The following is a 20,117-nucleotide window of genomic DNA, read 5'->3' as shown; positions in this document are numbered from 1 at the left end:
CTACAACGTTATTTCTAAACGAATGCCGATAAGAATAACACATAAACTTTTCCAGTAATTCTATAAAAAATTAGGAATCATAAATTTAAAAACTAATCCCCTTTATCTTCTTGTAATCTAAAATAGCTTTACTATCGGACAGTAAAGACACATAATAACATACGCTTGATAAACGGTTGTATAAACTGGAATCCTCAACTTTTATGTTTTTTGGCAAGCCTTTTAAAATAAGCTTATCGTAATTGGAACCAGAGTTATTAAAACAGTTGTTTACGGCCTTGGTATAAGTTTTTAATAGTGTGTTTATTACGCCATAACCCGCAATTTCTTTATCGACAACCTCGGTAGATTGATAGATATTATCAACACTTATTTTAATAATATCTTTTATTTGTGCATCGTATTTACTTTTATCGAGCAATGCGCAATCGAAATTTCCGTTTAAAATGGCATCTTCGTTGGCCATAAAAATATCGACAGCCTCGTTAATAAGCGAACCAATGGCAAGGGCACGCAAATAACCTACACGATCTTCCTTGGTAGAAAGGGCATAATAGTTTTCGGGCCTAATGGTGTGCCTAATTATTTTAGAAAGATATTCTAGGGCAAATTCTTCTTGAATGAGACCGAGGTTAATACCATCTTCAAAATCGATAATGGTGTAGCAAATATCATCTGCAGCTTCTACCAAATAGGTTAATGGATGTCTGGCGTAGCTTAAATCGGTTTCATTTCGTTTAGTTAACCCGAGTTCCTTTACAACATCTAGAAAGGCTTCTTTTTCACTTTGGAAAAAGCCATATTTTTTATCGGCTATATGTTTTGTTGGCCTTTTTGGTAACGACTCTTTTGGATATTTCATAAATGCCCCAAGTGTGGCGTAGCTTAAGCGGAGTCCACCAAGACGACCTGCTCTATCTTCGGTTAAGATTTTAAATCCGTTAGCATTACCCTCAAAATCGCATAAATCTTGATATTCCTTATCGGTTAATTCAGATTTAAATGTTTTACCCTCGCCTGTTTTAAAAAACTCGCCAATAGCCTTTTCTCCAGAATGTCCAAAAGGTGGATTTCCAATATCGTGAGCCAATGCTGCAGCTGCTACTATAGCTCCAAAATCGTTGGCTTGATACCCAAGTGAGCTTTGTAAATGCGGATGCTTTTCTAATAACTTTTGCCCTACGCGTCTGCCTAACGATCGACCCACTACGCTAACCTCTAAACTGTGCGTTAAGCGCGTGTGTACAAAATCGGTTTCAGATAATGGGATAACTTGCGTTTTATCTTGTAAACTCCTAAACTCCGATGAGAAAATAACACGGTCGTAATCTACCTCGAAGCCCAAACGGGTTTCGTCTTGTTCTTTACGTATACGTTTACTTGTGTCGCCAAAGCGTTTTAAGGATAAAAGTTGCTCCCAGTTCATAATATTGTATTCAATTAACTTGTGGCAAGATAATAAATTGTTGACTTAATAAGTTGGTAAATTACTTAACATTAGGGTAACCTTTTAATCATTTACGTTTAATGATTTGGTAACATACTAAACTTGTAAAGGGGTGTATTTTTGCAGTGGATATTATAACCATTATGAAACACATAATTTACATCACTTTATTTTTTATTTCGGCACTATCTTTTGGTCAAGATACAGGTGCTATACATGGTAACTTATTAGATTTTGAATCTAATAACGAGCCTTTAATACTTGCTAAAGTGGTTTTAAAGGAAACTGGAGCTCAAGTTTTATCGGATGATAAAGGCTTTTTTAAGTTCGATAACCTAGAAAATGGCGAATACACCTTAGTAAGTAGCTTTGTTGGTTATAACACTAAAGAAACAAAAATCACGATAGCATCAGATGCTGCACTAGTGAAGGTAATACTAGAACCTAGCACATTATCTTTAGAAGATTTAATGGCTACCATGGCTAGCGCAGATAATAGTGCATCGGCCAGCAACAACTAATTAGTATTACTTAGTTAATAAAGACATTATATATAAAGCAGCTTTCATGTAAATGAAAGCTGCTTTTTTTATACCTCAATTAAATGTTTTAAAATAGAGTAAAACTGTTTATTACTTTCCTAACACGCTTTTTTATGTTAACTCATTGTAAACTATTAAAAGAAATATAGGGTTTCAATTAACATTTAACTAACACTTTTATTACAGTTATTTAATCCGTAGGTAACGTTAAGTTTTTAAAACGTTGGTTTCTTTGCAGCGACAAAAATAGATTATTACAATGAAAAAACTATTACTAGTACTTACGCTGTTAACAACTGTATTTTCTTATGCCCAAACAGGCTCTATTAAAGGTAAATTAACAGATAAAGAATACAACAATGAACCGTTAGCATTTGCTAATGTTATTGTAAAAGGAACCACTACAGGTACAACATCGGACTTTGATGGGTTTTACACCTTAAACAATTTAGAAGCCAAAGACTATATACTAATAGTAAGTTTTGTTGGGTATCAAACTCAAGAAATACCTGTTACTGTAGTTGCTGGAAAAGAATTAGAACTTAATGTGGTAATGAGTGCAAGTGCTGCCTCTTTAGACGAGGTTGTTATTACCACTACAACACGAAGAGAAAGTGAGTCTGCCCTTTTATTTGAGCAGAAAAAAGCGGTTGTAATTAAAGAAAGTATTGGAGCAGAACGTTTATCTAAAATTGGTGTTTCTGATGCTGCTGTTGCAACTACTAAAATTGCAGGAGTTTCTAAAAGTGAAGGCTCTGGAGATATTTATATTAGAGGTTTAGGTGATAGATACTTATCTACAACCATGAACGGTTTACCAATACCTTCTGATGATGTAAACAACAAAAACATTAACCTTAACTTGTTTTCAACTAACATTATTGAAAATGTTGGAATTAGCAAAACATACGCGACATCTAGCTATGCAGATCAAACTTCGGGTAATGTAGATATTACTTCAAAAGGCTATTCTAAAAAAGGAGCATCTGTTAGTTTAAGCTCTGGTTACAACACTAATGTATTTGGTATAGATGGTGGTTTTAAAAGAAGTGTTGCTACAGAAGATGCCACTTTAGGTTTCCATAAAAAAGAATATGCACTTGTAGATTTAGTTACAAGACAAGGTTGGGATCCACTTAAACAAAAAAGCACTGGTAACTATGGAATTTCACTTTCTGGTGGCCAAAAATTTGAGGTATTTGGAAAAGAACTTAAAGTATTTGTTGCGGGTTCTCACTCTAAATCTTCAGAATACCAAGAAGGTCTTTTTAGAAGTTACAGATCGAATATCTTAGATAACGAGTTTACAGATACCGAATCGTTTACTACTAAAACAAATACAACAGGTTATGTTAATTTAGGATTAAAATTAAGTGATAACCACAGACTTAAAATTAGCAGCTTATCTGTTAACACAAGTAATGATAATGTTTACGAGCAAGGTAGAAATGCTGAAGGTTATGTTTTTGATCAGGATCCACAAGAAGATGGTGCTTTTGTTAGAGACCAAAACTTTAAACAAACTATTTTATTAGTAAACCAAATTGAAGGTTCTCACCAAATTAAAGAAAACAACAAATTAACTTGGGCTGCTGGGTATAACTATGTATTAGCGCAAGAACCTAACAGAGTTAGAAATGAAGCTAATATTTTAGATGAAAACACCGTGCAATATGCTCACGTTGGAGATTTTCAACAAAGAAAGTCTAACCAGAAAATTGAGGATACAGAATACAACGCCTATATTAACGACGCCATTTCTTTTGGAACGTTAGATGAAGATGATAACCACCCATTTAAATTAAACTTCGGAGCAAATTTCCGTCAAAAAGACAGAGTATTTAGTTCTTTGTTTATTGGAGTTAGAGCGAGAGATTTTCAAGTACCATCTGTCGATCAATTTTCTGAAACATTTACTACAGAAAATTTCGAAAACGGCTTAGTTTTAAGAGAAAGAGAAGCCGATAGATACGATGCCGATTTAAATGCTATTTCAGGTTATGCTAATTTAGATTTCCATTTAGGACAAAAACTTTCTGGTAACGCCGGTGTACGTTTTGAGCGCGATGAAATTAATGTACTTTGGGATGTTGCTAACTTTGTTGGCCGTATTGGTTCTATTAAAAAAGAATACACTGAATTATACCCTAGTTTAAACTTAAAATACGAATTAAACGATAAGCATGCCGTTCGTTTTGCTTCTAGTTTAACACAAACTTTACCAGAGTTTAAAGAATTAGCACCTTTTGAATATGTATCGCCAACAGGACGTGTTACTAGAGGTGATCCAAATTTAGAAAAATCGGATGTATTTAATGTCGATTTAAAATATGAATTTTTCCCTTCAAAAGGACAATTAATTTCTGCAACAGCATTTTATAAAGACATTAAAAACCCAATTAACTTAGCACAAACTAGAGGATCTTCAGGAATATTTGAATATGCGAACACAGGAAATAATGCTAATATTTTTGGTTTCGAATTTGAAACAAGAATTGAACTTCTTAAAAATGAAGACGAAGAAAGTCTTTTAGATTTTAATACCAACATTACTAAAATGTGGTTTAATCAAGATTTATTAGAAGGTTTTCAATACAAAGGCATCACAGAATCAGATTTACAAGGTGCTTCAGATTTAATCTTAAACAGTTCTTTAAGCTACAATAGTAAAACTGAAAAAGAGTTTAATGCTACGTTAACAGGAAACTACTCTTCAGATAAGGTATTCGCTTTAGGATCGCCAGAAGATTTTAGTAACAGTGCTGTACTTTATAATGATGAAATAATTGAGAAAGGATTTTTCACTCTAGATTTCGTTGTAAGTAAAATGCTAACTGAAAAATTACAAATTAAATTAGTTGGTAGAAACTTACTTAACCCAGACATTCAACAAACACAATTAGTAAGAAACATTAATACCGGTGTTGAAACTGACGAAGTGGTTCTTTCTTATAAAAAAGGAGCACAATTAAACTTAAGTTTAAAATACGATTTTTAATTATAATCAAGACTATATCTAAACCGCTTAAAAGGTTTAAAATCTCAAAACAAACCTCAATACTATGTATTGAGGTTTGTTCATTTATACACTAATCTTAAGTGATAATTAGCTATTAACACTCGCTTAACATGAAGGCTTATTTAAGGTGCTAAAGGTAACTTATGCTTAATATTTAATTAAACAGTAAGCAACATAAATCCGCTTAATTTGCAGAATAAACATACATAATAAACCAAAATTAAAAATAGAAATGAAAAATTTATTTGTAAAACTACTTAGCATCTCAATGGCCTTTGGTGCTATTACTTTAACGAGTTGTGATTCTGACGATCCAGCACCTATAACTGGTGGTACAACAGCAGTTATAGAGAACCTAGATGCTGGTATTTTAAAAGGTACCTTAACTGAAGATTATACGCTGTCTTCAACTACTACCTATAATTTAACTGGACAATTTATTATCGACGATGGCGCAACATTAAACATTCCTGCTGGAACAAAAATTCTTGCTGATAACGGTGGAACAGATGTTTACATCGCAACATTAATGGGAGGAACAATAAACATTAACGGATCTGCTGGAAACCCTGTTATTATGTCTTCTGCAGATGGTAACCCTGGCGATTGGGGCGGATTAACATTATGTGGTAAAGCAACAACTACTGCTGGCGTTGATGCAACTGCCGAAGTTGGTGGATTTATTTACGGTGGGACTGATGATTCTGATAGTTCAGGTATTATTAGATATTTACAAATTTCTGGTACTGGTGCTCAAATTAACTCAGAATCTCAATACAATGGTGTTTCTTTTTACGCTGTTGGATCTGGAACATTAGTAGATAACATTGCTGTTATTAATGGTGATGATGATGGTGTTGAGTTTTTTGGTGGTTCTGTTGAAGTAAGTAACCTATACTTAGAAAACAATAGTGATGATTCTATTGACTGGACTGAAGGTTGGAACGGTAGCATTACTAATGCTTACATTTCTAACACAGTTGCTGGTTTCTCTACAGTTTTTGAAGGCGATAAAGATAACGGAAACCCTAAATTTAATAACATTACAGCTGTTTCTACAGTTGGTGGTACTGCATTACAATTCAAGAAAACTTCTGGTGGTACTATTGATGGTCTTTCTTTAGTTGGTTATGATGTTGATTTAGACATGAAAGATGGTGGCGCAGTAACAAATGTAACTTTTGTAGATGGTTATTCTCCTGTTGCCCTTGCTTCAGAAGAAGAGCAAGCAGCTAATTCAGAATATTTTTACACACTTAACACTACAGTTGTAGCAAATACAACCGCTCAAGACTTTCCATGGGTAGATACAAATATTTCTTTTGAAAGTACTTTACTTCAAGGTGCTGTTACAGGCGATGTTACTTTAAACGCTTCTCTATCTTATGTTCTTAACTCATCTTACATTGTACAAGATGGTGGAAAATTAACAATTCCTGCTGGAACAAAAATTACTGCTAGAGATGGCGGAACAGGAGTTTACATTGCTGTATTACAAGGTGGCGAAATAGATATTCAAGGTACTGCTACTAACCCTGTTGTTATTTCTTCTGCATCTGCAAGTCCTGGAGATTGGGGAGGTTTAACAATATGTGGTAATGCAACAACTACCGCTGGTGTTGATGCAACTGCCGAAGTTGGTGGATTTATTTACGGTGGAACTAATGATGCTGATAACTCTGGTTCTGTAACATACTTAGTTCTTAAAGGAACTGGTGCTCAAATTAACTCGGAGTCTCAATACAATGGTGTTTCGTTATACGCTGTAGGTACAGGAACAACTCTAGAAAACATCTCTGTAATTAATGGAGATGACGATGGAATTGAGTTCTTTGGTGGTACTGTATCTGTAACTAACATCTACTTAGAAAACAATAGTGATGATGCTGTTGATTGGACTGAAGGATGGAACGGAACGGTAACAAACACATATATTTCAAATACTGTTGAAGGATTCTCTACAGCTTTTGAAGGTGATAAAGATAACGGAAACCCTAAATTTGTAAATGTGACTGCTATTTCTACTGTAGGTGGAACTGCTTTACAATTCAAAAAACAATCTGGTGCAACCATTACAGGTCTTTACTTAAGCGGATATGATACTAACATCGACATGAAAGATGATGGTCCATTAGCTAACGTAATTATCGAAGGTGTTGCTGCAACAACAACTGATGCATACAATACAGGAGCGCTAGTAGACATCTCTACTTGGACTTGGAAAAATGCTAGCCTATAAAAGCTAAACAACATATAATAAAAAAGCATCCTTAATAGGATGCTTTTTTTTGTTTTACACTTTACTATATAACCTATAGCGAAGCGACATTATTTTCATAATTGACTACCTTTTTAGATCCGTCAATCCAATAAATCCATTTGCCGACTTTTGTTCCATTATCATAATTTGCAGAAACTGTTTTTTTGCCTTCTTCGTTAAAGCTTAACCAAACTCCTTGTAGTTTACCATCTGCTGTGTAAGAACCTGTTTGGCTTACAACACCATTGTCATGATAATAAACAACATCAATTAAGTTTGTGTCTTTATTAAGTTTTAAGTCTCTCTTTTGTTGTCCAAAAGATACCACAGTAATTAAAAAGGCAAAAACAAATAATAACTTCTTCATAATTATGGGGGTTTTAACATTATACCTCAAAGATAAACAATAGTTAACATTTACACAACACCTTGTTAACCTTAAATTAACATTAAACTCGCAAACAACTCATTTACAGTGTTTTAACAGTTAACAATTATTAAAGATTTAACATTGGAAATTAATAATTCCTTAATATACAGGTTACCTTAACGTGATGTTAAACCTAGATATTTGTATTGTCTTAAGACAAAAAAATTAGTTTTTCATATAATCTATTAGTTTTTGTCGACTACATTATTATGATTTCTAATGGACTGTCTTTGGCCGAGGCAGTCTTTTTTTTGTTCTAAAGTTAATCATTAGGAAACATTAAGTTAACATTAGTTTTAGTTATTTGCAGCGACAAAAACTAATACTAAATGAAAACTAAAATTACCCTTATTTGGGTATTTCTGTTTGCATTAACTTCTTTAAATGCGCAAGAAGTTAATTCTGGCAAATTCGGAAAAGGCCTTTTTAATCTTGTAGGTCAAGATAGCTCTTGGACCATGAAAGTAGGTTTTAGGTTCCAATTACTTGGTACTTCTACCTGGAATGAAAATGGACCTAATGAATCAAACTTTTTGGTAAGACGATCTAGACTAAAATTTGACGGTTTTGCATTCTCTCCTAAATTAAAATATAAATTTGAACTTGGTTTATCGAATAGAGATATGTCTGGCGCTTCAGCTTTTACTAGCAATTCTCCTAGATATATTATGGATGCTCGTATCATGTGGAATTTTCACGAAAATTTCGAATTATGGGTAGGTCAAGGCAAACTTCCTGGTAACAGAGAACGTGTTATATCTTCTGGCGATTTACAACTTGTTGATAGATCTCGATTAAATAGCCGCTTTAATATTGATAGAGATATTGGAGCCATGCTAAAACATCATTTTAATGTTACAGATAAATTCCTTATTAACGAAACACTTTCAGTGTCTCAAGGTGAAGGCAGAAACGTTACCGGAATTAACTTAGGTGGTTACCAATATGTTGGAAGATTAGAGTTTTTACCTTTCGGGAATTTTAGCAGCAAAGGCGATTACCGAGGTTCAGATTTAAAACGAGAACAAAAACCTAAATTATCGGTAGGTGCAAGTTACGAAATCAATAATGACGCTGTTAGAACGCGAAGTAACAGAGGGTCTTATATGTTTATTGATGGCGGAACTGATTTTCATAAAACTAATGTGAACACCGTTTTTGTTGACGGTATGTTTAAATACAAAGGCTATTCCTTTATGTTTGAATATGTAGATAGAACTGCAGACAATCCCATTGCAAAAAACACAGATGGTACAGAGACCGGAGATGCTGTACAAGTTGGAAACGGTTTAAACTTAGTAACGGGATATCTATTCCCTTCAAACTGGGAAATTACAGGCCGATATACGGACATTAATATGGATGCTGTTTCAAATAGCAATTCTGATGACATGTATACATTAGGCCTCTCAAAATATATAGCGGGGCACAAACTTAAAGTACAAAGCGATATAAGTTACACCAATATTCATGGTAGCGATAACGAGCTAATGTTCAGGCTTCAAATGGATATCCACTTCTAATTGATAACATTCACGTAACATAACAATTATTTAAAACGATGATATTTGCACACATTTTACAAATAAACCCTATGGATAATATTTATTTATATATGATTATTGCCTTAGCCATTTTAGCAATTGCGGATTTGGTTGTTGGTGTTAGTAACGATGCGGTAAACTTTTTAAATTCCGCCATCGGTTCTAAAGCTATTTCTTTTAAAACTGTAATGATAGTGGCAAGTGCCGGTGTTGCAGTTGGTGCTGTGTTTTCTAGCGGTATGATGGAAGTAGCACGAAAAGGTATTTTTAACCCGAGCGAATTTATGTTCGATGAGATCATGATTATTTTCATGGCGGTTATGATAACGGATATCCTCCTACTCGATTTTTTCAACTCGGTAGGTATGCCAACATCTACAACAGTATCTATTGTTTTCGAATTGTTAGGTGCTGCCGTTGCCATAGCGTTAATTAAAATAGGTCATGATGGTGGTAGTTTTGGCGATGTTATCAATTACATAAACACATCAAAAGCTTCACAAATTATATTCGGTATACTACTCTCGGTGGTCGTCGCATTCTCCATTGGAGCATTAGTACAATGGTTTTCTAGGGTTTTATTATCATACAACTTCGAAAAGAAAGCACATTGGGTTGGCGCTTTATTTGGTGGGTTTGCTTTAACAGCCATTACGTATTTTATTTTCATGAAGGGTTTAAAAGGAACTTCTTATGCAAAAGAATCTTACGATATTCTTGGAGGAAACACCATGTCTCATTTTCTTGAAACAAACGTTTTACCTATTGTTCTTGTTAGTTTTACGTTCTGGTCTTTATTATCATATAGCTTAATAGCCTTTGCAAAAACTAACATATATAAACTTATTATTATAGTAGGAACGTTTGCACTAGCATTAGCCTTTGCTGGTAACGATTTAGTGAATTTTATTGGAGTACCTGTTGCAGCTTATAATGCATTTTTAGAATGGTCTGCTTCTGGAATTCCTGCACACGAATTCCCAATGGATGTTTTAGCAGAAAAAGTACCAACAAACAACTGGTTATTATTTATGGCTGGTATGATTATGGTTTTAACCCTTTGGTTTTCTACTAAAGCAAAAGGAGTTGTAAAAACATCTTTAGATTTATCTAGTCAAGGCGAAACTAAAGAACGTTTTCAACCTAACTTTTTATCTCGTGGTTTTGTAAGAACAGCGATGGTAATGTCTCAAGTATCATCATATTTATTACCACAATCTGTTCAGGAAAAAATTGATAAACAATTTGAAAAACCTGTTATAAAAATGCCAAAGGATAAAGCGTATGAATTACCAGCTTTCGATTTAGTTAGAGCTGCTGTAAACCTAATGGTTGCTGCTGTTTTAATTTCTATTGCTACATCATACAAACTGCCTTTATCTACAACTTATGTTACATTTATGGTAGCCATGGGTTCATCATTAGCCGATCGTGCTTGGGGTGCAGAAAGTGCTGTATATAGAGTTGCAGGTGTTATAAACGTTATTGGTGGTTGGTTTTTTACTGCATTTAGCGCATTTACAGCAGCGGCTTTAGTGGCTTACTTGTTAAATTTAAACTTAACAGTAATGTTTCCAGTGCTACTTGTAGCTGCCCTTATATTATTAATTAGAAGTTCTATGCTGCACACTAAAAAATCTAAAGAAGTAAAAGCAGAAGACAGCCTAATTAAAGCAGAAAGTAGTTCTGTACAAGGTGTAATATATGAAAGTGCTAATAATGTTGCTAACGTTGTTAAACGTGGTAATAAGATTTATACTAACGCCATAAACGGTCTTGCTAAACAAGATTTATTATCGCTTAAAAAGAATAAAAAACAAATTGATAAACTTTCGTTAGAAGTTGATGAATTAAGAGATAACATTTTCTACTTTATCAAAAACCTAGACGAATCTAGTGTTGGCGCTAGTAATTTCTACATTAATATTTTAGGGTATTTACAAGATATGACACAGTCTTTAGAGTACATCTCTAAGGTGAGTTATAAACACGTAAACAATAACCACAAGAAACTTAAATTTAATCAAATTAAAGAATTAAAAGAAGTTGATGCGGCTCTAGAATGTTTATTTAATGATACCAAAGCGGTGTTCGATTCTAATGCTTTTGCTGAAATAGCAGGAATTTTAGATAGAAAAGAAGAGGTATTAAATATACTTTCTGAAAAAATCCAAAAACAAGTAGAGCGTACGCGTACTGAAGAATCTAGTCCAAAAAATACAACATTATACTTTGGTGTACTTTTAGAAACTAAAGATTTACTAACAGCGACTATGAACCTTTTAGAAGAATATCATAATTCGCATGATGCTTCTATTAAACCGGCAACTATTGCTAGTCCTGAAGAAGAATAAAATAATTTCATAATTTTAGTATAAAAGCACCTTTATAATAAGGTGCTTTTCTATTAAATTAGCATTCCAATTATTTTATAATCAAATTAAATTAAGCATATGATTTCTGCAAACGAATATTTTGACGGCCAAGTAAAATCTTTAGGTTACAAATCTGAAACTGGAAATTCTACAGTAGGCGTTATGGAACCTGGTGAGTATGAATTTGGAACCTCAACACACGAGACAATGATTGTTGTAGAAGGTGAAATGATGGTTAAATTACCAGGCGAAACAGATTGGTCTACATACAAAGCAGGTAGTTCATATCAAATTGAAGCCAACCAGAAATTTCAAGTAAAGGTAGCAAACCAGACCGCTTACTTATGCCAATATAAATAAGCCCAAAACAATTTAAATACATAGTTTAAAGCACACTTAATAAGTGTGCTTTTTTTGTTTTGCCACCTATAACACTAGCTATAAACTACTTACAACTACGCTATTCAAACAAATAAAAAAACAAACTACACGTTAACGTCTAAAAACAACTCTTCAACGTAAATAGAGTAACTTAAAAGTTTATTATTATGAAGAAAATTTCAATTGTATTATTAATTGCCCTCACTTTTTCTTGTGTTTCAAAAAAGAAATACTTAGCCCTAGAGCAAGAAAATGGCGAAATAAAAAGTGAATTACTTAAAACTATTGTAGCTAAGGAAGACTTAGAAGCTAAGTTTGATAAAATTCAATCTCGTGTAGATGCTTACAATACCAAATTAGCCACTTTAAAGCAAGAAAACGACACCAAACTAGATGTTGTTGGTAATGTTGTAATGTCCAATGCTACTAAGTCTAAAATGCGCGAAACACTTAAACATGTTGATGCTAATAAACTAAGTCAAGCTAAAACGCTAAAAGATTCAATGAATTTGGCTGTAGCACATAATCTTCAAAAAACTATTAACGAAAGTAACATGAGTGAAGATGAAGACTTTGCAGTAAATATTAATGAAACTGTAGTTATGATTTCTATTGCAGATAATATGTTATTTAACTCTGGAAGTTACAGATTAAGCTCTAAAGCCGATACGGTGTTGCAAAAATTAGCCGATGTTATAAACTCTGAACCTAGTTTAGATGTTATGGTTGAAGGCCACACAGACGCTAGAACTATAAAAACAGGACACATTGCCGATAACTGGGATTTAAGTGTTTTAAGATCGACATCTGTGGTTCGTAAACTACAAGAAAAATACAACGTAGCTCCCGAAAAATTAATTGCAGCTGGTAGAAGTAGTTACCAACCTGTTGCCGCTAATGATTCGTCTGAAAACAGATCAAAAAACAGAAGAACACGTATTATCATTCTTCCAAACATTGATAAGTTTTTCGCTTTAATGGCTGATAACAACGAAGGTTTAGCAGAAAATAATATTTTAGATTAAGTTACATCAACTTATATAAACATAAAAAAAGCACCTCAATTGAGGTGCTTTTTTGGTATTCAATTAAAACACTTTTTAAGCTGCCTCCTCAAAATTTAGAGAATTAAAACCAATTATTTGCTTTATCATACTTAGCGAAACTTCAATCATGGAACTATAAGTTGGATCACTATCTACATATTCTAATAAATCATAAACATCTATAATAGATCTCATTCGACTTCTATCCTTAATATAAAAAGTTTTAGTCTCTCCCTTCTTATTAATCTCAAATGATATATCATCAACATCATATTTATTCATAAAATGTATTTTATCATAGCTATTTAACCTCGAAAAGAAAAGATTATATAGTTCATCCTTAAGAATAGTATTTCGACTTCTACTTTTAAAATTAAATTCTCTAATATCCTTATCAGTGCAAAAATAATCTACATCATTCCATAGTGTTAATTGAATATCCTTCTTAAGAACATTAACAATTAAACGTACTTTCTTAAGCAAACCATTATTAATAAAATTAGACAAATAGTTGTAATTTAATGCAGGTGTTAAGACAACCCTATAATCTATATAACCTGAGGTTTTTAAAAATGCTTGTAACTGTCTTTCGAACATGACTTTTACGCCATGTTTAGCCTTATTTTCAAAAATCACATAACCGTATTTTGAATTTTCAGGTATATAAAATAAAGAAAATAGCTTTTTAGTAATCAACTCTGTATTGCTAACCTTATAGTTCAAGGCATTTGTCTTTCCGTTTCTTATTTCGGGTTCATCTCCTGTATAAGCAGAATCAAAATAAGTTATCAGAGTCCTTTCTGATATTAAAAAATCGATTTCAGAATTTATATAAAAAACCCTTTTATTTCCCTGACTGTCTATATAATCTAACCGATTCTTTTTTAAAGAATGATAGTAATGATTACAAACAGTAAACAAATCATTTTCACCATTGAACCGGCTTAAGACTTGTTCTTCATTGGCTTTGTTCAAGAGAGCCACTCGATAAATAATTAATTTCATCTTAAAATAGAATTTTGACTCTTGTATATTTATTAACAAGAGTCGTTAATAATTTAAATATTCCGAAAACCCTTATTAATATTAAGGTTTCCTGATTAACAATATCTACTAGTGATTATTAACTTGTCAGGATGAAACTTTTTTTGTTTCTTTGAAGAAGAAAGTAAGAGATTTACATCTCATATTATTCTTTACAAAATTAGGGGGTCCAATCCAATTATTGTATAAAATATTGACAAGCGGGATAATTTTTTAATTATCCCTTTTTTTGTACTTATCTTCAGCATTCTAATACGCTACATAAATTTATTTATTTTTTAAAAATTACACTTATAACGCTAAATTTCAGCATCTTATATTAATTTATTTTTTTCAAATTAAGCGCTAAAAAAAGCACCTTAATTTAATAAGGTACTTTCAATAGATATGTTTTTACTAATTACCCTTCGCAGCTAGTACATTCTTTCTTTTGCTTAAATTTTTGTGCTGCATTCATACTGTGTTGGTAGTATAAAGACTTTACACCAAGTTTCCATGCGTTAACATATAGCTTATTAATATCTTTAACAGGCATATCTGGATGCACCATAATGTTTAAAGATTGTCCTTGGTCAATGTGGTTTTGTCTGTTTGCCGCCTGATAAATTATTGTCATTTGGTCAATTTCAGAATAGGTTTTAAACACATCTTTTTCATGATCCGTAAGCCCTTCTAAATGTTGTACAGAACCGTCGTAATCTCTAATACTCTTCCAAACCTCAACAGTATTCATGCCTTTTTCTTTTAAAAGCTCTAATAAATACGGGTTTTTAATAGTTGTTTTTATTTTCGCAATATCTTTTACATAACTGTTAGACCAAATTGGCTCGATACCTTGAGAAACTTGTCCTAAAATAAATGCTGAAGATGTTGTTGGCGCAACAGCATTTAATGTTGCGTTACGTCTGCCATATCCTTTTAATACTTCTGGCTCTCCAAATAATTTTGCTAATTCTTCTGAAGCTTTAACCGATTTATCTTGAATCGTTTTAAAGATTTCGCTATTTAAATTAAATGCTTCTTGACTATCAAAACCTACCATTTTAGATTGTAGTAACGAGTGCCATCCTAATGCTCCCATTCCTAATGCTCTGTTTTCTTTAGAGAAGTTATACGCTTTCTCCATAAACATGAAAGTTTGTCTATCATCACGATCATCAGAATCTCTGTATGCTTCTAGCTTTGTAATAAACTCTTCTAAAACAGCATCTAAGAAATACACCATAGTTTCAACAGCATCGGTATCTTTCCACTTATCATAATGCAATACATTTATTGAAGATAATACACATACAAAAGACCATCTTTCGTTTGTTGGCAACATGATTTCTGAACATAAGTTACTTGCGTAAATTTCATGTGCGTTATCTTTATAACAATCTGGTGCTGCATTATTAGCGTTATCCTTAAAGAAAATATAAGGATATCCTATTTCTCCTCTACGTTGTAACACTTTAGCCCAAATTGCTCTTTTATCGGCATCACCATCAATCATAGACTGCATCCAATCGTTTCCAACTGTTACACCATGTGTTAATTCTTGTATTGGGTTACCTTCTGTTCCTATTTCTAAAAACTCATGAATATCTTTATGATCGATTGGTAAATAAGGAGAAAAACGACCTCTTCTTACAGAACCTTGACTAACAACATCCACCATTTTCTCGAACAATTGCATGATGTGTACTGCTCCAGACGATTCACCATTATTTTTAACTGGCGCACCTCTATGACGAAGTTTTCCAAAGTAACCAGAAGTACCACCTCCTAATTTAGACATCATCCCAACCTCAGATTGTGTATAAAGGATATCTCCCATATCATCAGAGATATGCGAACCAAAACAACTAATTGGTAAGCCACGTCTTTTTCCAAAGTTAGACCAAACTGGCGATGCTAAAGAGTAATAACCCTCTGCCATATAGCCATAAAACTTATCTGCAAAACCATCTATTTTCAAGATTTTTTCAGCATTGTCAGCAATTTCTCTAATACGTTGTTCTGGAGTCGTATTATCAGTAAGATAACCAGATGCTAAAAATTGACGACTATGCTCTGTTAACCATTTTATTTCTGGTTCTGCTTTGCCTTCTTTAATAGCTTCTTTTCTAGCTTTTAATAATTCGTCGTGGTTAGACGTTTTTACTGTTTCTGTATTCACTTTTTGTTCGAGATCTGGATTAAGGTGTTCGTTCATGGTTTAAAATAAGTCGTCGCTGGTTATACTTTTTGTTCTTTTACTATAATTGATAGAACGTTTTACGAAGAAATCTCCGTGTTTAGTTCCTATAATTTCGTCATCAAACCATTCGGTTTGTGCTACTAAAGATTCGTCTATTTCGAATACTTTATCGATACCAATACTCTCTAACGAGTTATTGAATCTGTTCTTTATAAATTCGTTTATTACGTTTTTAGGTAAGAAATCTAATTCTCCGGCTTCAAAAATCCAATCCACAAGTTTACTTTCAGATTTAAAAGCTTCTTCACATAGTTCCTTTACTAAAGCGTTATGTTCCTCATCAAACCATGTTGGGTTTTCAGCTTTAATAATTCTAATAACATCAATTCCAAAATCGCCGTGTATTTGCTCTTCTTTAGAAGTTGCCTCAACAACATTTGAAACCCCTTTAAGCATGTTTTTATGCTTATTAAAAGCCATAATAATTAAAAACTGAGAGAATAACGACACATGCTCGATAAACAGAGAGAACAGTAAAATAGACTCTGCATACTCTTTATTATCTTCACTTTTTGCGTTTTTTAAAGCTGTTTCTAAATAATGAACACGTCTCATTATTACAGGCTTTTTCTTTAAGTTTTTAAATTCGTTATTAAGACCTAAAATTTCTAATAAATGCGAATAAGCATCGTGGTGACGTACTTCACTTTCAGCAAATGTTGCACCTACCGATCCTATTTCTGGTTTTGGCATTTTGTTGTAAATCTCGCCCCAAAAAGATTTTACTGCAACTTCAATTTGCGAAATAGCAAGCATGGTGTTTTTGATAGCATTTTGCTCTACAACAGTAAGTCTCGTTTTAAAATCCTGAATATCACTTGTAAAGTTAAACTCAGAATGTATCCAATACGAGTGTCTAATAGCATCTACATACTCGTTTAATTCTGGATACTCGTATGGTTTTAAGTTTATACGTTTTTCAAAAATATTTGTTTTTCTATTTCTAGCTTGCTCATCTCTATATAAGATATAGGCTTTTGCAACACCAGGAAAAGAACTTGTCATTAATGTTTCTTCAACAAGATCTTGCACCTCTTCTACAGTAGGTAAATAGTTATGGTCTTTCCCTTTTCTATCTAATAAGATTTGTAAAACTTTAACAGAAATTGTGTTTGCATCTTCTTTACTACCATTCCCTACAGAAAGCATTGCTTTTTCAATGGCGTTCGAAATTTTATTTAAAACAAAAGGACTGGTTTCGTAATCCCTTTTTATAATCTGTGTGATTTCCATAAAAAATTTAATTTAAAATATTAAACAGCCATTAGAATATTGGGCATCTTTACCCAACGCTCTTGTGCAATTTCTATAAAATGTGCTATTAGTTCCCCTCAAAAAAAAGGGTAAAGTGTCAAAACTTATTTTCCTTTAGAACTGAAAAATACTTTGTTTTTTACCCACAACAAAGATTGTAAATTCATTAACATGATTTAACTAAATCTTTGAAACCTTTTCAACAAGTTTTTAACAATTAAAAACAAACTAAAAAAAATTGGTTTTCCAAATTAAAAAATATAAATCATTGATAATCATAAATTTACAACCCATTCACTGGGCTTTCAGAAGAAAACGAAATAAAAGATTTACAAGTGCTTCAAGGCCTATTTTTACACTTGTTAAGCAAGGTTTTTAATAGTTTTTTGCAACTTTTTCTAGTTCCATATACCAATCCTCACCAAACTTTCTTATGAGGGCTTCTTTTACAAATTTATAGATAGGAACTTGTAATTCTTCACCTAGTGTACATGCTACGTCGCAAATTTGCCATTTATGATAATTGACTGCAGAAAACTCACTATATTCTTGAACGCGTATTGGGTACAAATGACATGAAACTGGTTTTTTCCAGGTAACTTCTCCTTGGTTATAAGCTTCCTCTATAGCACAAAGCGCTACCTTTTTTTCATCAAAAATAACGTATGCACAATCTGCACCATTAATTAAAGGGGTTTCTAGTTCGCCATCCTCGGTAGTAACATAAGTACCTTGCGCCTCAATAGCGTCTATACCTTCTTGTCTTAAAAACGGTTTTACCTTTGGATAAATATCGTCTAGTATCTTCGCTTCGTCTGCTTCAAGAGGTGCACCAGCATCGCCGTCAATACAACACGCGCCTTTACATGCCGATATATTACACACAAAGTCCTTTTCTATAATATCCTCAGAAACAATAGTTTTGCCTAATTGAAACATAAATGTTTTTATCTTGTAGATGACAAAAATAGTTAAACTTTGGGTTTATTTAATTAAGATATTAATCTACTTTTGAAGAAATTTAAAAACGCAAAAATCTGCGAAACTTTTAAAAATTTAAATTAACACGTCATGCAATTTAATTTTAAAGAAATATTTACAGTTTTTATGGTACTATTTGCCGTAATAGATATTATTGGGAATGTTCCTATTGTAATTGATTTAAGAAAAAAAGCCGGACATATACAAAGTGAAAAAGCCTCCTTAATAGCCGGAGCCATTTTAATCATTTTTCTGTTTTTAGGAAAAAGCATATTAAACCTAATTGGTATAGATGTTAACTCGTTTGCAGTTGCAGGTGCATTTATATTATTTTTTATTGCCCTAGAAATGATTCTTGGTATTACACTATACAAACAGGATGAAAACGCATCCATGACAACAGCAGTTTTTCCTTTAGCATTCCCGCTAATTGCAGGACCCGGTAGTTTAACTACCTTATTATCTTTAAGAGCCGAGTATTACATAGAGAATATTATTGTTGCTGTTTTATTAAATGTTATAATTATTTATATTGTACTTAAAACATCGGCAAAAATTGAGCGTTTTTTAGGAGCCAATGGTATTAATATTATTAGGAAAGTTTTTGGCGTTGTTTTATTAGCTATTGCAGTAAAATTATTTGCACACAACATTAAAGCTTTGTTTGACATTGTTTAAAAAAAACACTAGGTTATAAAAACGATATTAAAATTTAAATAGATGAAAATTTTCACCATAATACTTAGTATAATTGCCTTGGGTTTAATTATTTTTAATGTAACTCAAATTGATTTTAACGCGCCTTTTAAAGATGAAAGCATAGTTGCATTAATAACTATTGTAGCCTCTTTATGTGTTATTGTTATGATGGCTATTTTAAGGATTTCAAAGCGTATAGAACAAAAAGTAAAAACGGGTAAATAATATGTACGATGCTTTAATAATTGGTGGTGGAGCAGCAGGTTTATCTTGTGCCTTAGTTATTGGCTCTGCACAATCAAGAGCCTATGCCTCAGATAAAACTATTGGCATTATTACTCACCAAAAAACATCGCATTTACAAACCGCATTGTTTAATAATGTTTTAGGATTAACTCCTGGAACCACTGGCGCTTCTATTCTAGAAAGTGGTAAAAAACAGCTTTCGGATTTGTATTCACATATTGAGCAAATTGATAATGAAAAGGTTTTAAAAATATTAAAACAAAATGATGGTTTTGAGGTAACCACTAACAAAAGCACCTATACATCTAAAATTGTAGTTATTACTGTTGGTTATACTAGCTTAACAAATATAGAAGGTTTAGAACAGTACATTGAACCACACCCAAGAGCAGCTATAGAAAAAGACCGTATATGGTTAAAAAACGCAGACCATTTAATTGAACCTAATTTATATGTTGCGGGTACTTTAGCTGGATGGCGTAGCCAATTTGCCATAGCATCTGGAAGTGGTGCGCATGTGGCAACCGATATTTTAACTCTCTGGAATGGTGGTAAACATGCTAAGGTGCATGATAAGGTTTAATTACCTTATAAAAGCCTACAGAAA

Annotated in this window: 16 protein-coding genes; 10 read left to right on the top strand and 6 right to left on the bottom strand. The window is 32.7% G+C overall.

Annotation, left to right across the window (positions count from 1 at the left end; all coding sequences use genetic code 11):
- Positions 1-85 precede the first annotated feature (85 nt).
- Positions 86-1,426 (bottom strand): dGTP triphosphohydrolase, encoded by a 1,341-nt coding sequence (gene dgt, locus HNQ90_RS02260; RefSeq protein ID WP_144115025.1) that lies wholly within the window; start codon positions 1,424-1,426, stop codon positions 86-88.
- A 164-nt stretch (positions 1,427-1,590) separates the two neighbouring features.
- On the opposite strand from dgt, the gene HNQ90_RS02255 reads away from it, so the two are divergent.
- The 3 genes from HNQ90_RS02255 to HNQ90_RS02245 all read left to right on the top strand — a co-directional run bounded on the left by HNQ90_RS02255 (position 1,591) and on the right by HNQ90_RS02245 (position 7,247).
- Positions 1,591-1,968: a carboxypeptidase-like regulatory domain-containing protein gene (locus tag HNQ90_RS02255; RefSeq protein WP_144115024.1), complete on the top strand. Its 378-nt coding sequence runs from the start codon at positions 1,591-1,593 to the stop codon at positions 1,966-1,968.
- Positions 1,969-2,248: 280 nt separating this feature from the next.
- Entirely contained in the window at positions 2,249-4,987 is a 2,739-nt protein-coding gene (locus HNQ90_RS02250; RefSeq protein WP_144115023.1) for a TonB-dependent receptor, read from the top strand.
- A gap of 253 nt (positions 4,988-5,240) precedes the next feature.
- Complete coding sequence (locus HNQ90_RS02245) at positions 5,241-7,247, top strand: hypothetical protein (protein ID WP_144115022.1); 2,007 nt, start codon at positions 5,241-5,243, stop codon at positions 7,245-7,247.
- 73 nt (positions 7,248-7,320) lie between these two features.
- Here HNQ90_RS02245 and HNQ90_RS02240 read toward each other — a convergent pair whose 3' ends face one another.
- Complete coding sequence (locus HNQ90_RS02240; RefSeq protein WP_144115021.1) at positions 7,321-7,635, bottom strand: toxin-antitoxin system YwqK family antitoxin; 315 nt, start codon at positions 7,633-7,635, stop codon at positions 7,321-7,323.
- Between the two features lie 392 nt (positions 7,636-8,027).
- On the opposite strand from HNQ90_RS02240, the gene HNQ90_RS02235 reads away from it, so the two are divergent.
- The 4 genes from HNQ90_RS02235 (at position 8,028) to HNQ90_RS02220 (ending at position 13,023) form a co-directional block, all read left to right on the top strand.
- Positions 8,028-9,221 carry a porin gene (locus HNQ90_RS02235; protein WP_144115020.1) on the top strand — a complete coding sequence of 398 codons (1,194 nt, stop codon included), beginning with the start codon at positions 8,028-8,030 and terminating at the stop codon, positions 9,219-9,221.
- Positions 9,222-9,292: 71 nt separating this feature from the next.
- The gene (locus tag HNQ90_RS02230; RefSeq protein ID WP_144115562.1) at positions 9,293-11,596 is read left to right on the top strand and encodes an inorganic phosphate transporter; all 2,304 of its coding nucleotides are present in this window, start codon (positions 9,293-9,295) and stop codon (positions 11,594-11,596) included.
- A gap of 99 nt (positions 11,597-11,695) precedes the next feature.
- The gene (gene ppnP / locus HNQ90_RS02225; protein WP_144115019.1) at positions 11,696-11,977 is read left to right on the top strand and encodes a pyrimidine/purine nucleoside phosphorylase; all 282 of its coding nucleotides are present in this window, start codon (positions 11,696-11,698) and stop codon (positions 11,975-11,977) included.
- A 188-nt stretch (positions 11,978-12,165) separates the two neighbouring features.
- Complete coding sequence (locus tag HNQ90_RS02220; RefSeq protein WP_144115018.1) at positions 12,166-13,023, top strand: OmpA/MotB family protein; 858 nt, start codon at positions 12,166-12,168, stop codon at positions 13,021-13,023.
- Between the two features lie 75 nt (positions 13,024-13,098).
- Here the strand turns inward: HNQ90_RS02220 and HNQ90_RS02215 are convergent, their stop codons facing one another.
- The 4 genes from HNQ90_RS02215 to HNQ90_RS02200 form a co-directional block, all read right to left on the bottom strand.
- Entirely contained in the window at positions 13,099-14,049 is a 951-nt protein-coding gene (locus HNQ90_RS02215; protein WP_144115017.1) for a hypothetical protein, read from the bottom strand.
- Between the two features lie 439 nt (positions 14,050-14,488).
- Complete coding sequence (locus HNQ90_RS02210; RefSeq protein WP_144115016.1) at positions 14,489-16,285, bottom strand: ribonucleoside-diphosphate reductase subunit alpha; 1,797 nt, start codon at positions 16,283-16,285, stop codon at positions 14,489-14,491.
- Between the two features lie 3 nt (positions 16,286-16,288).
- On the bottom strand, positions 16,289-17,563 hold the full coding sequence (locus HNQ90_RS02205) for a ribonucleotide-diphosphate reductase subunit beta (protein ID WP_144115015.1): 1,275 nt from the start codon (positions 17,561-17,563) through the stop codon (positions 16,289-16,291).
- A 396-nt stretch (positions 17,564-17,959) separates the two neighbouring features.
- Positions 17,960-18,523 (bottom strand): DUF3109 family protein, encoded by a 564-nt coding sequence (locus tag HNQ90_RS02200; protein WP_144115014.1) that lies wholly within the window; start codon positions 18,521-18,523, stop codon positions 17,960-17,962.
- Positions 18,524-18,655: 132 nt separating this feature from the next.
- Between HNQ90_RS02200 and HNQ90_RS02195 the strand changes: the two genes are divergently transcribed.
- Genes HNQ90_RS02195 through HNQ90_RS02185 form a run of 3 tightly spaced genes read left to right on the top strand, consistent with a single transcriptional unit; the run spans position 18,656 to position 20,093 of the window.
- A complete protein-coding gene (locus HNQ90_RS02195) occupies positions 18,656-19,243 on the top strand; it encodes a MarC family protein (RefSeq protein WP_144115013.1) in 588 nt (195 codons plus the stop codon).
- 42 nt (positions 19,244-19,285) lie between these two features.
- Entirely contained in the window at positions 19,286-19,489 is a 204-nt protein-coding gene (locus tag HNQ90_RS02190) for a hypothetical protein (protein WP_144115012.1), read from the top strand.
- 1 nt (position 19,490) lies between these two features.
- A complete protein-coding gene (locus HNQ90_RS02185) occupies positions 19,491-20,093 on the top strand; it encodes an FAD-dependent oxidoreductase (RefSeq protein ID WP_144115011.1) in 603 nt (200 codons plus the stop codon).
- Positions 20,094-20,117: the final 24 nt, after the last annotated feature.

Origin of the sequence: Algibacter amylolyticus, from assembly GCF_014202225.1 — a bacterium.
GTDB classification, from domain to species: Bacteria; Bacteroidota; Bacteroidia; order Flavobacteriales; family Flavobacteriaceae; genus Algibacter_B; species Algibacter_B amylolyticus.
This window is presented reverse-complemented; position numbering and strand designations above follow the sequence as displayed.